The 14,841-nt window shown below is 45.7% G+C and carries 12 protein-coding genes, 10 tRNA genes, 1 riboswitch and 1 other annotated feature (1 of these 24 running past the window's edge); of the genes, 5 read left to right on the forward strand and 17 right to left on the reverse strand.

The window, feature by feature from the left end; genetic code table 11:
- Positions 1–106: 106 nt before the first annotated feature.
- A complete protein-coding gene (murE, locus tag CO692_RS06210; protein WP_096741849.1) occupies positions 107–1,624 on the forward strand; it encodes a UDP-N-acetylmuramyl-tripeptide synthetase in 1,518 nt (505 codons plus the stop codon).
- Between the two features lie 136 nt (positions 1,625–1,760).
- Here the strand turns inward: murE and tnpA are convergent, their stop codons facing one another.
- Together tnpA and CO692_RS06220 are read right to left on the reverse strand one after the other, a co-directional pair.
- Positions 1,761–2,213 carry an IS200/IS605 family transposase gene (gene tnpA / locus CO692_RS06215; RefSeq protein WP_096741460.1) on the reverse strand — a complete coding sequence of 151 codons (453 nt, stop codon included), beginning with the start codon at positions 2,211–2,213 and terminating at the stop codon, positions 1,761–1,763.
- 209 nt (positions 2,214–2,422) lie between these two features.
- Entirely contained in the window at positions 2,423–2,722 is a 300-nt protein-coding gene (locus tag CO692_RS06220; RefSeq protein ID WP_008382014.1) for a DUF5960 family protein, read from the reverse strand.
- 220 nt (positions 2,723–2,942) lie between these two features.
- Here CO692_RS06220 and CO692_RS06225 point away from each other — a divergent pair, with 220 nt between their 5' ends.
- A complete protein-coding gene (locus CO692_RS06225) occupies positions 2,943–3,173 on the forward strand; it encodes a hypothetical protein (protein ID WP_005233376.1) in 231 nt (76 codons plus the stop codon).
- Between the two features lie 106 nt (positions 3,174–3,279).
- On the opposite strand, the gene leuS is transcribed toward CO692_RS06225, so the two are convergent.
- On the reverse strand, positions 3,280–5,694 hold the full coding sequence (gene leuS, locus CO692_RS06230) for a leucine--tRNA ligase (protein WP_077452369.1): 2,415 nt from the start codon (positions 5,692–5,694) through the stop codon (positions 3,280–3,282).
- An 86-nt stretch (positions 5,695–5,780) separates the two neighbouring features.
- Positions 5,781–6,000: a binding site (T-box leader), on the reverse strand.
- Between the two features lie 42 nt (positions 6,001–6,042).
- Complete coding sequence (locus CO692_RS06235; RefSeq protein ID WP_096741850.1) at positions 6,043–7,737, reverse strand: muramidase family protein; 1,695 nt, start codon at positions 7,735–7,737, stop codon at positions 6,043–6,045.
- 291 nt (positions 7,738–8,028) lie between these two features.
- Here CO692_RS06235 and CO692_RS06240 point away from each other — a divergent pair, with 291 nt between their 5' ends.
- Genes CO692_RS06240 through CO692_RS06250 form a run of 3 tightly spaced genes read left to right on the forward strand, consistent with a single transcriptional unit; the run spans position 8,029 to position 10,230 of the window.
- Positions 8,029–8,679: a phosphatase PAP2 family protein gene (locus CO692_RS06240; protein ID WP_077452371.1), complete on the forward strand. Its 651-nt coding sequence runs from the start codon at positions 8,029–8,031 to the stop codon at positions 8,677–8,679.
- Positions 8,680–8,693: 14 nt separating this feature from the next.
- Positions 8,694–9,677, forward strand: coding sequence for a TIGR01212 family radical SAM protein (locus CO692_RS06245; RefSeq protein ID WP_077452372.1), 984 nt, complete (start codon positions 8,694–8,696; stop codon positions 9,675–9,677).
- Positions 9,652–10,230: a tRNA (mnm(5)s(2)U34)-methyltransferase gene (locus CO692_RS06250; RefSeq protein WP_034857576.1), complete on the forward strand. Its 579-nt coding sequence runs from the start codon at positions 9,652–9,654 to the stop codon at positions 10,228–10,230. Before CO692_RS06245 ends, CO692_RS06250 begins: the two co-directional genes overlap by 26 nt.
- 26 nt (positions 10,231–10,256) lie before the next feature.
- On the opposite strand, the gene CO692_RS06255 is transcribed toward CO692_RS06250, so the two are convergent.
- The 13 genes from CO692_RS06255 to CO692_RS06315 form a co-directional block, all read right to left on the reverse strand.
- The gene (locus CO692_RS06255) at positions 10,257–11,036 is read right to left on the reverse strand and encodes an alpha/beta hydrolase (protein ID WP_096741851.1); all 780 of its coding nucleotides are present in this window, start codon (positions 11,034–11,036) and stop codon (positions 10,257–10,259) included.
- A gap of 22 nt (positions 11,037–11,058) precedes the next feature.
- Positions 11,059–12,516: an MDR family MFS transporter gene (locus CO692_RS06260; RefSeq protein WP_016609940.1), complete on the reverse strand. Its 1,458-nt coding sequence runs from the start codon at positions 12,514–12,516 to the stop codon at positions 11,059–11,061.
- A gap of 66 nt (positions 12,517–12,582) precedes the next feature.
- Positions 12,583–13,767, reverse strand: a complete 1,185-nt coding sequence (metK, locus tag CO692_RS06265; RefSeq protein ID WP_005233362.1) for a methionine adenosyltransferase — start codon at positions 13,765–13,767, stop codon at positions 12,583–12,585.
- Positions 13,765–13,846: riboswitch (SMK box riboswitch) on the reverse strand. It overlaps the preceding gene by 3 nt.
- A gap of 91 nt (positions 13,847–13,937) precedes the next feature.
- Positions 13,938–14,009, reverse strand: a tRNA-Glu gene (locus CO692_RS06270).
- A gap of 15 nt (positions 14,010–14,024) precedes the next feature.
- A tRNA-Ile gene (locus tag CO692_RS06275) sits at positions 14,025–14,098 on the reverse strand.
- A 16-nt stretch (positions 14,099–14,114) separates the two neighbouring features.
- Positions 14,115–14,185, reverse strand: a tRNA-Gly gene (locus CO692_RS06280).
- A gap of 7 nt (positions 14,186–14,192) precedes the next feature.
- Positions 14,193–14,265: transfer RNA gene (locus CO692_RS06285), tRNA-Phe, on the reverse strand.
- 8 nt (positions 14,266–14,273) lie between these two features.
- Positions 14,274–14,347: transfer RNA gene (locus tag CO692_RS06290), tRNA-Asp, on the reverse strand.
- Between the two features lie 39 nt (positions 14,348–14,386).
- Positions 14,387–14,460, reverse strand: a tRNA-Met gene (locus CO692_RS06295).
- Positions 14,461–14,526: 66 nt separating this feature from the next.
- Positions 14,527–14,616, reverse strand: a tRNA-Ser gene (locus CO692_RS06300).
- 12 nt (positions 14,617–14,628) lie between these two features.
- A tRNA-Glu gene (locus tag CO692_RS06305) sits at positions 14,629–14,700 on the reverse strand.
- A gap of 9 nt (positions 14,701–14,709) precedes the next feature.
- A tRNA-Ser gene (locus CO692_RS06310) sits at positions 14,710–14,797 on the reverse strand.
- A 21-nt stretch (positions 14,798–14,818) separates the two neighbouring features.
- Positions 14,819–14,841, reverse strand: a tRNA-Ile gene (locus CO692_RS06315) (it continues 51 nt past the right edge of the window).

Below are 14,841 nucleotides of genomic sequence, written 5' to 3' on the forward strand. Positions count from 1 at the left end.
CTTCAAAATAAGGAGAAAAAAAAGAAAACTTTTCTCTCCCAAACGGCGGTTTTTAGGAGTTATGCTATAATAAGAGAAATCTTTAGAGGAATGAAGGAGAACAACGATGCAAAAGGAACTCATTACCGTGCCCCAGATCCGCAAGCTCTTATTGCAGGAAAACCTATTGAAAGAAATCATCACCCCCACTGATTGGGTTTATACCGTGCCGCAAGAAATGACTGATCTTGCCTTTACCTCATTAAGCTACGACTCGCGAACAGCCGATGCGGCGACGCTTTTTTTCTGTAAAGGGGCTTCTTTTAAAGAAAGCTACCTAGCCGCCGCCATTGATCAAGGCATTCAGTGCTACATTTCAGAAACACCTTATGACAACTTCGCAACCTACGGGATCATTGTTACGGACATTCGAGAAACGATGGCAGTGATCGCCCAAGCGTTTTATGGCAACCCGCAAGAACAGCTGGTGACCATCGGCATCACTGGCACAAAAGGCAAAACCAGCTGCGCCTATTTTGCTCGGGCGATTTTAGCAGAATCGACGGGTCAAAAAGTAGCATTCTTTTCATCTGAGGAAAACTCAGTCGATGGAAAAACCTTTAATGAAGCAGTGTTAACGACCCCCGAAACACTGGATCTCTATAAAATGATGGCCGAGGCTGTCGCAAACGGCCTGACCCATCTTGTGATGGAGGTTTCTTCCCAAGCCTATAAAACCAAACGGGTCGCCGGTATTACCTTTGATATTGGCGCGTTCTTGAATATTTCGCCTGACCACATTGGACCGGTGGAACACCCGACTTATGATGATTACCTTTACTGCAAACGGGAACTGATCCGCAACAGCAAACAAATGATTTTAAATCGGCAAAGTGATCACTACCACTTGCTGCGAGAAACTTGTGAAGTCCATCAAGTTCCTTATATCACCTACGGACGTTCAGACGCCGATTATGTCGTTCAAGAAGGAATGGACCTAAAGAGTTTTGCCCTGACAGCTGCTTCTGATGTCTTGCAAGTCTCTGGTGAATATCAACTGGGGATCTTAGGTTCTTTCAACCATGAGAACGCCGCAGCGGCGATTTTGGCTGTCTGCTTAGCGGGTGCCTCTCGTGAGGACGCCCAGAAAGTCCTGCCGACAGTGATCATCCCTGGACGAATGATCGTTTTAGAAAAAGAAAATGGGGCGGTCATGATCGTTGATTATGCCCACAATTACCTTAGCTTCCAATCATTAAGTGAACTTGCCCGTCAATTGCGCCCAGATGGCCGCCTGCTTTTTGTCACTGGTAGTGCGGGTGGCAAAGCCCAATCTCGCCGAGCAGATATGGGACGAGCATTAGGAGAATATGCGGACAAAGTCTATCTGACTAGCGATGATCCTGATTTTGAAGAAGCATCGGCGATCGCCCAAGAGATCGCCGACGCTATCATCAATCCTGAAGTTGCCGTCACTCTTGAGATAGATCGGGAACAAGCCGTCAAATCGGCGATCGCTGAAGCAGACAGTCGTGATATCGTGATTATTGCGGGCAAAGGTGCCGAACAATACTTGAAAGTTGCCGGAAAAAAAGTCCCTTACATTGGTGACTTGACCTTAGCGCAGCAGCAAGCCAAGCATTAATAGCAATGCCTCAGTAAATATCCACCCGTGAAACGGGTGGCTTTTTAACAGCCCTAGAAGGGCTCACCACTCGCTAGCCCCTTAAAAGGGGCTTTTTAAATGACCACCAACCGCTCACAGCCCTATCTCTCTTTCACTATTTAAATGGATCTACATACTCTTGTTTACTTATACTATCTCTTATTCGATCATCTGCTTCTTGTTCTCGAATATATTTTTCAATTGTTTTTTGATTTAACCCAACCGTACTCACGTAGTATCCTTTGGACCAAAAGCCTTTATTCCCATACTTATATTTCAAATTCGCATGTTTTTCATGGATTAAGGGTGCACTTCGTCCTTTTAAGTAGCCCATAAAACTAGAAATACTAATCTTTGGTGGTATTCTTACTAACATATGAATATGGTCAGGCATGGCATGAGCTTCAATGATTTCAACATCTTTCATCTCACACAATTTTCTTAATATCTGACCAATACTTACTCTTAACTTTCCATAAATCACTTTTCGTCGATACTTCGGGGTGAAGACTATGTGATACTTAAAATTCCATCTGGTATGTGCTAAACTTTTATCGTCGTTAGACATAAAAAAACTCCTTTCGATCTGATATGCGGTTGGTAGCCACTATTAGTATATCGAAAGGAGTTTTTTATCGCTAAAGCTATTTCGTCCACGCGTAGAAACGCGCGGTTTTTTTGTTTCGTACGCTACGCGAACGAAACTGACTAAAGTCAATAAACCAAAAAAGCTTTCAGATGATTTAACCGATCATCTGAAAGCTTTTTTCTGCGTGATTAAGGTTGTTCGTCTTCGTAAGTCTCATAGACATAGGGTGCGCCATCATAACGGAATTCTGTTGAAATGGCGGCGTCAAGGTCTTCGGTAAACATTCGTTTGCTGAAAGGAAACAAAAAGACTTGCCCTTCTTTGGCATCTTCGGCTGCTAAACGGTAAAACAGCTCTTCTTCTGTTAATTGTTGATTCAACTGTTCCAAGACATCGGCAGTGACTGCCTCTTCTTCATAGCCAGGTTTGGCAATCCGTGCATAATCTTCAAAAAAAGCCGTTTGGCCTTCAAATGATTGATACTCCATGTACGTCCCCTCTTTCTTTTCTCTTTCTTTATTATACGAGAGTCTGTGAGGATCAGCGAATAATATGATCGCTAACAAGCGGAATTTTGGCTTTTTTGGCGCTTAAATATGTCAGAAACATTTCAAGTGTATTACGAATCAATTATTTGACAAAATCAGATTGAACACGTATCCAAATTTTGTATAATGATACATAGAGACTATAAAAGGGGCAAATGTAATGAACAACGCAAAGAAAAAATTATTCGTCGGTACTGGTGCTGCAATTGGTTTTGTCGCAATCGTTGCTATGATGGCTCAGTTCATGATTTCCAATCATCTATTTGGCGGAAGTGATGCTTCATCAGAAATTTTCACTCGCGCTACGTATCCAAACGGCTTTCTATTAGTGATCTTGATTCCATTGGTCGCAACAGCCGCTTTGTTCTATGGGATCATTCGCAAAAAATAACAAAAAAGTGTTGCTGAGAACCACTCAGTAACACTTTTTTTCTTTGTCGCTACCAAAAAGTTGCCTAACAGACTGTCGATCTGTTAGGCAGCTACGTTTTTAGCGTTTAGTTTGCAACGATATTGACCAATTTATTCGGTACGACGATCACTTTGCGGATCGTTTTTCCTTGGAGCTGTTCTTGGACAAGTTCGTTTTCTTGCGCCAATTGTTCAAGCACTGCTTTTTCGGCATCCGCTGGCACCATTGCTTTGGCACGAACTTTGCCATTGACTTGAAAGACGACTTCGATCTCATCTTCCACTAGGGCACTTTCGTCATAGGTTGGCCATGGCACATATGAGATCCCGTTGTCATTTCCGAGGATCGACCAGAGCTCTTCCCCGATATGCGGTGCGATCGGAGCCAATAGCTGCACAAATCCTTCGACATATTCGTAAGGCAAGGCATCGGCTTTGTACGCTTCATTGACAAAGACCATCAATTGGGAAATCGCCGTATTGAAGTGCAGCTGCTCAAAATCTTCCGTCACTTTCTTAACTGTTTGATGGTACACTTTCGACAATTTGCCATCGTTGAATGTCGTGATGCGGTCGCGCATTTTGCCATTTTCATCGACGATCAAGCGCCACACGCGATCCAAGAATTTGCGACTGCCTTCGAGGCCGTTCTCATTCCAAGCGATCGATGCATCCAGTGGGCCCATAAACATTTCATATAAACGCAAGGTGTCCGCCCCGTATTGGTTGACGACATCATCAGGATTAACGACATTGCCGCGGGATTTCGACATTTTTTCATTGTTTTCCCCAAGGATCATCCCTTGGTTAAACAATTTTTCAAATGGTTCTTTCGTTGGTACAACACCGATATCGTACAAGAATTTATGCCAGAAGCGAGCATAAAGCAAATGCAAGACAGCGTGCTCTGCGCCACCGATATAAATATCGACTGGCATCCAGCGTTTCAATTTATCGTAGTCAGCCAAAACAGACTTATTATGAGGATCGATAAAACGTAAGAAATACCATGAGCTTCCTGCCCATTGTGGCATCGTATTGGTTTCCCGACGTCCTTTTTTCCCAGTTTCAGGGTCGGTGACATTGACCCAATCCGTGACATTGGCTAATGGCGATTCACCAGTACCGCTTGGTTTGATATTGTCGGTTTTTGGCAAACGCAACGGCAGCTGATCTTCAGGAAGCGTCGTAGTCGTCCCATCTTCCCAATGGATGATTGGGATTGGTTCCCCCCAATACCGTTGACGAGAGAACAACCAATCGCGAAGACGATAGCTGACTTCTTTTTTCCCAACATGGTTTTCTTCCAACCATGCGACCATTTTTTCGATGGCAGTCTCTTTGTCTAGCCCATCCAAAAAGTCTGAATTGATATGCAGTCCGTCTTCGGTATAGGCAGATTCTTCCACGTTGCCCCCTGCCAATACAGGAATGATCTCTAAGCCGAATGTTTTGGCAAATTCGTGGTCACGTTCGTCATGGGCAGGAACCGCCATGATCGCACCTGTTCCATAAGAAGCCAAAACGTAATCGGCGATCCAGATCGGGATCTCTTTGCCATTCACAGGATTGATGGCATAGGCACCAGTGAAGACACCGGTTTTTTCTTTGGCCAAATCTGTTCGGTTCAAATCAGATTTTTTCGACGCTTCTTCTACATAGGCATCAATGGCTGCTTTTTGTTCAGGGGTAGTGATTTGGGCCACTAGCTCATGTTCTGGCGCCAATACGGCGTAGGTCGCACCAAACAAGGTATCTGGGCGAGTCGTAAAGACGGTAAAGTCTTTTTCCATCCCTGCCACTTTAAACGTTACGTTGGCTCCGACAGAACGTCCGATCCAATTGCGTTGCATTTCTTTGATGCTTTCTGGCCAGTCAACTTCTTCAAGATCGTCCAACAAACGATCAGCATATGCCGTGATTTTCAGCATCCATTGGCGCATCGGTTTGCGGATCACATCATAGCCGCCCCGTTCGCTCTTGCCGTCAATGACTTCTTCATTGGCAATCACAGTTCCAAGCTCTGGTACCCAGTTTACTGGAACTTCAGCTTCATAAGCTAACCCTTTTTCATAAAGCTTGGTAAAGATCCATTGGGTCCACTTGTAGTATTCAGGGTCTGTCGTGTTGATTTCACGATTCCAGTCATAGCTGAAGCCTAACGAATTGATTTGACGACGGAAGGTCTCAATGTTTTTCTTTGTGAATTCCGCTGGATCATTTCCTGTGTCTAGTGCATATTGTTCGGCAGGCAGACCAAAGGCATCCCAGCCCATTGGGTGCAGTACATTGTAGCCTTGGCTACGTTTGAAGCGGCTCAAGATATCCGTAGCCGTATAGCCTTCTGGATGTCCGACATGTAATCCTTGTCCGGATGGATATGGGAACATATCTAGCGCATAAAATTTTGGTTTGTCCGGCTCATCATGGGTGTTGAATTCATTTTTCTTCGCCCAATATTTTTGCCATTTTTTTTCGATTTCTTTGTGATTGTAATTCACGATGGACTCCTCCTAAAAATTGGTGTTTTGCTCGTCAAATCAACTAGCAAAACTTAAAAAAAGTCCTATAAAAATCGCTATGATTTTTATAGGACGTTATCAACGTGGTACCACCTAAGTTTATCTGCTCCTCAAAAAAGCAGACCTCGATGTTTTAACGGCCATCGCCGTATCTGCCTAGCCAATTCAGGTTCAGTCAGATATCACTCGAAGACGAGTTCGAAAGGTGTGCTGTGCATTTCCACCAACCATGCACTCTCTAAAAGTCCCACCGTACTTCTACTATTCCTTCTCAAACGTGAAAGTTTCTTTGCACTTATCCTAACAAAAATCATTAGGAATAGCAATCTATTTTACCCTAACTGTTTGTCCTGGGTAAATAAAGTTATTTTGAATATTGTTCCATTGGATAAATTGATCCGTCGTGATGCCGAACTTATCTGCGATTCCCCAAACGGAATCCCCCGATGCGACCTTGTAAGAACCGTTTGTCGCGGAAGTGCTGGCGGTAGCTGCCGTGCCGCCTTGCTTAACGACCACCTTTTGTCCTGGATAGATAAAATCATTTTTGATGTTGTTCCAGCTGCGAAATTGATCCATCGTAATCCCATGTTTATTGGCAACTGACCAGACTGAATCCCCAGCTGCCACCGTATAGGTATTGCCTGCAGCACTACTGTTGGTTTGGCTGCTGACGGTCGTGCTCGTTGTAGTACTCGTTGCGGAACTACCGCTGACAACCACTTTTTGTCCTGGGTAGACAAAATCATTTTTGATATTGTTCAAACTGCGAAATTGATCCATGGAAATCCCATGTTTGTTAGCAATCGACCAGACCGAATCGCCAGCTGCCACCGTGTAGGTGCCGCCACTGCTTTTGCTAGCCGTTGATGCAGTGCTGACGGTCGTAGTACTGCTGGTATTCGTAGACGAACCACCGCTGACGACAACTTTTTGCCCTGGATAGACAAAATCATTTTTGATGTTGTTCAGGCTGCGGAATTGATCCATCGAAATGCCATGCTTATTGGCAATCGACCAGACCGAATCGCCAGAAACTACGGTATAGGTGTTGCCTGATGTAGTTGCTGAAGTATTACGATTGACGATCGATACTGTTGAAGTTGTCGAAGTACTTTGGGTGCTGCCGTTGACATTCAACGTTTGCCCTGGATAAACAAAATCGTTTTTGATGTTGTTCAAACTGCGCAACTGATCCATGGAGATGCCATGTTTGTTAGCAATCGACCAGACCGAATCGCCTGAAGCGACTGTATAGGTTTGACTGCCGCTCGTGCTAACAGCTGCCGTTGTAGTCGTGGTATTGGTTGATGCGCTAGCTGTGGCACCACCACCGGCATTGCCAGAAGCTGGTGTGTCATATTGCGTCAAACCAAATTGTTGGATCACGGCATTCAGGGAAGAAGCATAGTTTGGTGCAGTCGCATAGCGACCTGCTAGCCATGCGGTTGCATCAAGATATGAAGTCGTATTGCTCTTCCAAGCGCCAGAATAATACGCGACACCGCTTTGTAAAGAGGTTGAGCGTAAAGTACGTGCATTATCTTCGAATGATTGCGTGTAAGATGGGTAGCGCTTAAAAGGTTCATTCATAGTCAACCATTGATTGTTCAGGTACTCCAAGGTACTCATATAAACGGTTTGACCGTTGTAGCTGCCTTTGATCCCGAATAAATTATAATTTGGTGCTTTTGATAAACTGCTTCGGCCCCAACCACTTTCTAAAATGGCTTGTGCGATCATCACAGAAGCATATAAATCGTTGGCTTGTGCCACAGGCTGAGCGTACGTAGCGATTTCGGCAATAAATGCGGAAGTATTCGGCGCGGCAAAATTGCTAGTAGAAACTTGGGCGATCGAGGTCTCTACGGCTTCTGCTTGAACCGATGACACCAATGGAGCTACAACAGAGCAAGCAGTCAGTGTCGTTCCTAAAACAACTGCACTTTTTTTGATCACTCGATACTTATCGCCCGATTGGTCTGCTTGACGATGTACTTTTCTTGATTGACTCGTGTTCATGTCCGTTATTCCTCCGTTTTTTCCTTATAGTGAACGTAGATTTAGTATACAATTTCTTAAGAATTTATAAAAGGTATTTGAGCCGATTTCAGAAACTGTAAACTCTTTGTAATCAAACAAACATTTATTGAAATGAAGAGTTTGTATTTAACCAAACGAAAGCTTTTCTTTGAAAGTGGGAGAATCCTTGATTAGTCCCCTGCTTTTTCCGTCGTGCGATAAATGCTATAATACCTTCTAGATGTCTCTTTGCTTGTAGAGACAGAAATTCTCTAGAAACGAGGCTTTTCCATGCATAAAAAACTATATTTTCAATTTTCCGGCAGCTGCTTTTTACTGCTGTTCGTTTTTCTCGGCTATCTCGTGAAATTTTATCCTACTTGGTTGGTCTCCTTTGACGAAACCTTGACTCGCATCATCCGCAGCGGCTACCCGTTTTGGACACCGTTTTTTCTATGGGTCACAAAATTTGCGAATCCTACCACGATCATCTTGCTCTTTCTTGCTGTTTTAGCCGTTTTAGTGATCAATAAATATTATGCAGAAGCACTATGGCTCAGTATCGGCACCATCGGGATTGCCGGGCTCTTTAATCCATTGATCAAACTGGTTTTTTTACGGGAGCGACCAACCCTTGAACACTTAGTCACGGAATCAAGTTTCAGTTTCCCCAGCGGACACTCGACGGGCAGTATGGTTTTTTATGGGACATTGCTCTTCTTGGTCCCGGTCTTCTTCAAGCAGCCGTTTTGGCAATGGGGACTCCGCATTCTGTTAGGCCTATTGATCGGTTGCATCGGCATTAGCCGCATCTATGTTGGCGTGCATTTTCCCAGCGATGTGTTAGGCGGATTTTGTGTCGGCCTGTCTTGGCTGCTGTTGACCTATCCTTACTACTTGCAAAAACGCTTTGTCTGGCGCTTCACCCGTAAACAATTATAAAAGAAGGTAAAAAAATGAATCCATTTCCTTATGCAGAAGATAAAAACAAACGATACCATTCGTGGAACTTTGCTTTGCGGCAAGAATTTGGCGAAAAAATCTTTAAAGTCCCCATTGATGCCGGCTTCGATTGCCCCAATCGTGACGGCACCGTTGCCAAAGGCGGCTGTACATTTTGCAGTGTGTCCGGCTCTGGCGATATGATCGTAGCACCCGAAGCCCCGCTGCCAGAGCAGTTTGAAAAAGAGATCGCCATGATGCACAAAAAGTGGCCGCAAGTGGACAAATACATTGTCTATTTTCAAAACTTTACGAACACTCACGCACCGGTGGCAGTGATCCGCGAGCGCTTCGAGCAAGTGCTGACACTACCTGGTGTTGTCGGGATCTCCATTGGGACCCGACCAGACTGCTTACCAGCAGATGTCGTTGACTATCTGGCAGAACTCAATCAACGATTTTATTTATGGGTCGAATTAGGACTGCAAACGACTTTTGAAACCACGAGCAACGCCATTAACCGCGCCCATGATTATCAAACTTACTTAGACGGCGTCGCCAGCCTGCGCAAACACAATATTCGTGTCTGTACCCATTTGATCAATGGCCTGCCAGGCGAGACGATCGAGATGATGCAAGAAAACGTCCGCCGTACCATTCAAGATTCTGATATTCAAGGCATCAAACTGCACTTGCTGCATTTGATGCGCAATACTCGGATGCTGCGGGATTATCATGAGGGACGTTTGCAATTGATGCGGCGCGATACCTATGTGTCATTGATTTGTGATCAGTTAGAGATGATCCCCCCAGAGATCATCATTCATCGCTTGACAGGCGATGCACCATGGGATTCTCTGGTAGGTCCAATGTGGAGTTTGAAAAAATGGGAAGTCTTGAATGAGATCGATCAAGAAATGTTGCGCCGCAACTCCTATCAAGGAAAATTCAATGTGCGAAAGGAGCCAGTCGATGCTGCCGACCGCCATGCGCTATAGCCACACCCTTTTAAAAGAAGTTCTGCAACCGGGACAAACCGCCGTTGATGCCACGATGGGCAACGGCTTCGACACGGAATTACTGGCTTCCTTAGTTGGACCGACTGGTCAGGTGTTTGCTTTTGATATTCAAGAACAAGCCCTGCAAGCTACCAAAAAGCGGTTGGCTGAAAAAGAGCTGTTGGCGCAAGTCCAGCTGATCCATCAAGGCCATGAGACGTTGGCAGATGTTGTGAGTGGACCGGTTCACGCCGCCATTTTCAATTTAGGCTACTTGCCTAAAGGGGACAAAGCGATCATCACGCTGCCTGATACAACGAAAACGGCTTTAGAAGCTTTACTGACACGTTTAGCCCCGAAAGGTAGAATCATCCTCGTCTGCTATTATGGACACGCTGGCGGCGAAGCAGAGCTGAAAGAAGTCCACTCCTTTTGTCAGCAGCTGCCGCAAGAGGCATTCAATGTCCTTTCCTATCAATTTATCAATCAGCGGAACCAGCCGCCGATCTTATTTTGTATCGAACGAAAAAACCATCAGTCCTCGGCACGTTAAGGTGTCGATCGACTGATGGTTTTTTTTTATTCGCTAAAAAGCCATTGCAAGACTCGTTGGATCCATTGATCCCAGAAATTCCAATCATGATCCCCAGTTCCCGATTCAAACGTTACGGCTATTTTGCGTTTTTGCAGCTTATCCGCCGCATACTCACTTGCCGGGTACAGTTGATCTTCGGTTCCGCAGCTAATAAAAAAGCGCGGCGCTGTGCTTGGATCGATGGTCTCAATCAGATGGATCAAATCATTTTCTGACCCTTTGAATTGCTCTAATGGTCCAAAAATTCCTTCCCAATAAGCTTGGCTTCGCAGCTGCAGCAAGGAATCCATGCTTTCAGCCAGCGCTAATGCCCCAGACAAAGACGCTACCGCCGCAAACTGGTCAGGCTTTCTCAGCCCGAGTTTTACTGCCCCGTAGCCCCCCATCGAAAGCCCAGCCGCAAAAGTTTTTTCTCGTTTTTGCGTCAGCTGAGGAAACAGCTCATGGCAAATCTGTGGTAATTCTTCGGCGATAAAAGTCCAATACTTCATCTCATAGGTCGTATCGGTATACCAACCCAGATCAGTAGACGGCATGATGACCGCTAGTTGATACTCTGCGGCATACCGCTCGATCGACGTCCGTCGCTGCCAGACACTATGATTTCCGTTCATCCCATGCAATAAATAAAGCACCGGGAGATCTGTGCCCGTTGATTGGCTTTGCGTGCCGATTTTTTTCTTGGTACTTTGAGGCAAGATCACATCGATCATTACCTCCATTTCAAGAACATTTGAATAGATATTTGCTTGTAAAAAAGCCATACAATCACCTGCGATCCTTTTTTTATATTGTACCAGATTCTCGCGAAATCGTGCGGGTCAAACCAATCGCTAGCACAATAAGTAGAACACCGATCCCAAAAACCCAGTGTAGACCGCTATAAAGAATCTCCCGTAATTGCCCTAGTAATGCGGTTGGCAGCTGGCGCGCAGCGGCTGGATCTACTAGCTGATTCATGACACTGCTATCATTGACTTGTGCCTGTGCTAAGCCTACGCTATTACTGGTGTTTAAAACGATACCGAAGACCGCTACCATGATGGTTTGCCCGATCGTTCGCAACAGGGTATTGAAAGAAGTCGCCACGCCGACTTGTGTGGGGCCAACGCTGGTTTGGGCAGTAACGGTACAAACCACCATCGTTGCCCCTAACCCGACGCCAGTAATAGAAGAAATGACCAAGAACAACCAGAATGACGTCTGTGCTGGTGTCAAAAACAGCCACAAAGCACCGGTAGCCGTGATCAACAAGCTAACCGTCAAGACCCAGCTGACACTGTGCTGTGTCAACCAACGGCTGGCTAAGAAGGAACCAATCATCCATAAAATCGACAACGGAGCCAACACAAGCCCGCCAATCCCCGCACTCATGCCTAAGACCCCTTGCATCCACATTGGGATATAAACATCGATCCCCATCAAGAAGCCGCTAGCCAAAGCTGCTACGATATTGACCACCACAAATAATTTTGAGTGAAACAGCTTCAGATCAATAATCGGATCTGCTGCTTTTTTCTCCACCCGAACGAAGCCGATGAACATAAGGACAGAAAAAACGAACAGACTGAGGACAGGCAGACTCACACCATAATCTCCCAGCAACTGGAAGCCTAGCAGGAGCCCTACTAGTGTCAACATCAACAAGAGACTGCCTGCATAATCAATGTTGACTGCAGCAAAGGCCTTTTTTTCTTCATGAAAATAAAACCAAATCAAGGCAATCAGCCCTAATCCAATGGGTACGTTGATAAAAAAGATCCAATGCCACCCGATCGTATCTACGATCAAGCCACCGGCTAAGGGACCAACGACACTGGCGATCCCCCAAGCCGTACTATTGAGCCCTAAGACTTTCGCCCGCTTTTCAACGGGATACAGGTCCGCAATGATCGTTAGGGCAACGGGCATCATGGCACCTGCGCCTAATCCTTGCAACGCTCTGGCAATGATCAACGTCAACATCGTGTTGGCCATCCCACAAAACGCCGACCCGATAATAAACAGCAACGTCCCAAATAAAAAGACTGGTTTGCGGCCGATATTATCGGCAAACTTGCCGTAGATCGGGGTCAACATCGCACTGGTCAAAAGATAGATCGAGAAGACCCAGTTCATGATCTCGATCCCTTTCAATGAACTAACGATGGTAGGCATCGCTGTCGTAATGATCGTTCCTTCGATTGCGGTCATAAACGTTGCGACAAAGACCGCAATGGTGACTAATTTTACATTGGTTCGCATATAACTCCTCCTTTTACTCCAAAAAAAAGAACCTCTATTGATAGTCATCAATAGAGGTCGCCTCTTTTAATCCTTCACACTTGCCAAAAGTGCCGCCACCTTGTCGGTGCGTTCCCATGGCAAATCGATATCTGTACGACCGAAATGTCCGTAAGCGGCAGTCTGACGATAAATCGGACGGCGCAAATCTAACATTTCAATAATTCCTGCTGGTCGCAAATCAAAGTTTTCCCGTACCGCTTGGATCAAGCGCTCGTTGCTGACGGTTCCGGTACCAAAAGTGTTGATGCTGATCGACACGGGTTGTGCCACACCGATCGCATAGGCTAATTGGACTTCCACTTTTTTGGCTAGCTTTGCTGCTACGATGTTTTTGGCAATGTAGCGAGCCGCATAGCTAGCTGAACGGTCAACTTTGGTTGCGTCTTTTCCAGAAAACGCACCGCCGCCATGACGTGCATAGCCGCCATAAGTATCAACGATGATTTTTCTGCCAGTCAAACCGGCATCCCCTTGAGGACCGCCGATCACAAAACGACCAGTAGGATTGATATAATATTTTGTCTGCTCGTCTAAAAGATCGGCAGGGATCACTTCTTTGATCACTTTTTCGATGACATCACGGTGGATCGTTTCATTATCAGCCGCATCATCATGCTGGGTACTAATAACGACGGTGTCCACTCTTTGTGGTTGATCGTTATCATCATATTCAACGGTTACTTGTGATTTTGCATCGGGACGCAAGTAGCTTAGTTCGTTGTTTTTACGCAACTCTGCTAAGCGACGTACCAGCCGATGGCTCAACGCGATCGGTAAAGGCATCAATTCAGGTGTTTCATCAACAGCAAAACCAAACATCAAGCCTTGGTCGCCGGCACCGATATCTTCTTTATCCGTTTCTCCACGACTTTCTAAAGCATCGTCAACGCCTTGAGCGATATCTGGTGATTGCTCATCGATCGCTACCAAAACAGCAACCGTATCGCCGTCAAAGCCGAATTTTGCTCGTGTATAGCCGATTTCTTTGATGGTTTCTCGGACGACTTTTTGGATATCTACATAAGCAGAAGTAGAAATTTCTCCAAAGACTAAAACCAGTCCGGTAGTAACTGACGTTTCGCACGCGACCCGTGCCATTGGATCTTCGGCAAGCAACGCATCTAAGATGGCATCACTGATTTGGTCGGCTACTTTGTCTGGGTGTCCTTCTGAAACGGACTCTGATGTAAATAAGTGTTTCTCTGTCATTTTTGTATTCCCCCTAATATATGTTTCGGTTACAAGGCATCTTCGCAGCTGCGAATCCTTTCGGGAACTTGCAACGGACTGATTATAACAAATTTTGACCCATCGTAGTTGAAAAATGATAAAAAAGATCATTTTTGGGTAATAAAAAAACACTCTCAAGAGTGTTTGCATGATCCGTACGGGATTCGAACCCGTGTTACCGCCGTGAAAGGGCGGTGTCTTAACCGCTTGACCAACGGACCAGTTTAAAAATGTAATGGGCCTAAATGGACTCGAACCATCGACCTCACGCTTATCAGGCGTGCGCTCTAACCAGCTGAGCTATAGGCCCCAAATAAAAAATGCAAAGCGGGTGACGAGAATCGAACTCGCGACAACAGCTTGGAAGGCTGTAGTTTTACCACTAAACTACACCCGCATTCCTATGGCGCGGGACAGAATCGAACTGCCGACACATGGAGCTTCAATCCATTGCTCTACCAACTGAGCTACCGAGCCAAAAACAACGGTCTGGACGGGACTCGAACCCGCGACCTCCTGCGTGACAGGCAGGCATTCTAACCAACTGAACTACCAAACCAGAAGCTTTGTATTGCTGCTTTGCCGTTAAACAAAGCGATTGCGGGAGCAGGATTTGAACCTACGACCTTCGGGTTATGAGCCCGACGAGCTACCAGACTGCTCCATCCCGCGATAAGTAATTACTTTACAGTAATTAAAGGACTGTGATTCTTTTGCTCGCAACAAAAGAGACAGTTAAGGAGGATAAGGGATTCGAACCCTTGCACGGTTTTACCCGCCTGACGGTTTTCAAGACCGTTCCCTTCAGCCGGACTTGGGTAATCCTCCAAAAGTAAAAAATGATCCGTACGGGATTCGAACCCGTGTTACCGCCGTGAAAGGGCGGTGTCTTAACCACTTGACCAACGGACCAATAAAAAACGGAGAAGGAGGGATTTGAACCCTCGCGCCGGTTTCCCGACCTACACCCTTAGCAGGGGCGCCTCTTCAGCCACTTGAGTACTTCCCCAAATGTATGACTACATTTTGATGGGCCTAAATGGACTCGAACCA

The sequence above is a fragment of the Enterococcus sp. FDAARGOS_375 genome, assembly GCF_002393265.1.
Taxonomy (GTDB): Bacteria; Bacillota; Bacilli; order Lactobacillales; family Enterococcaceae; genus Enterococcus_D; species Enterococcus_D innesii.

Excerpts from the sequence above, each read along its gene's own strand:
- murE (WP_096741849.1), top strand. The coding sequence starts at position 107 with ATGCAAAAGGAACTCATTACCGTGCCCCAGATCCGCAAGCTCTTATTG.
- tnpA (WP_096741460.1), bottom strand. The coding sequence starts at position 2,213 with ATGTCTAACGACGATAAAAGTTTAGCACATACCAGATGGAATTTTAAG.
- CO692_RS06220 (WP_008382014.1), bottom strand. The coding sequence starts at position 2,722 with ATGGAGTATCAATCATTTGAAGGCCAAACGGCTTTTTTTGAAGATTAT.
- CO692_RS06225 (WP_005233376.1), top strand. The coding sequence starts at position 2,943 with ATGAACAACGCAAAGAAAAAATTATTCGTCGGTACTGGTGCTGCAATT.
- CO692_RS06235 (WP_096741850.1), bottom strand. The coding sequence starts at position 7,737 with ATGAACACGAGTCAATCAAGAAAAGTACATCGTCAAGCAGACCAATCG.
- CO692_RS06240 (WP_077452371.1), top strand. The coding sequence starts at position 8,029 with ATGCATAAAAAACTATATTTTCAATTTTCCGGCAGCTGCTTTTTACTG.
- CO692_RS06245 (WP_077452372.1), top strand. The coding sequence starts at position 8,694 with ATGAATCCATTTCCTTATGCAGAAGATAAAAACAAACGATACCATTCG.
- CO692_RS06250 (WP_034857576.1), top strand. The coding sequence starts at position 9,652 with ATGCTGCCGACCGCCATGCGCTATAGCCACACCCTTTTAAAAGAAGTT.
- CO692_RS06255 (WP_096741851.1), bottom strand. The coding sequence starts at position 11,036 with ATGGCTTTTTTACAAGCAAATATCTATTCAAATGTTCTTGAAATGGAG.
- CO692_RS06260 (WP_016609940.1), bottom strand. The coding sequence starts at position 12,516 with ATGCGAACCAATGTAAAATTAGTCACCATTGCGGTCTTTGTCGCAACG.
- metK (WP_005233362.1), bottom strand. The coding sequence starts at position 13,767 with ATGACAGAGAAACACTTATTTACATCAGAGTCCGTTTCAGAAGGACAC.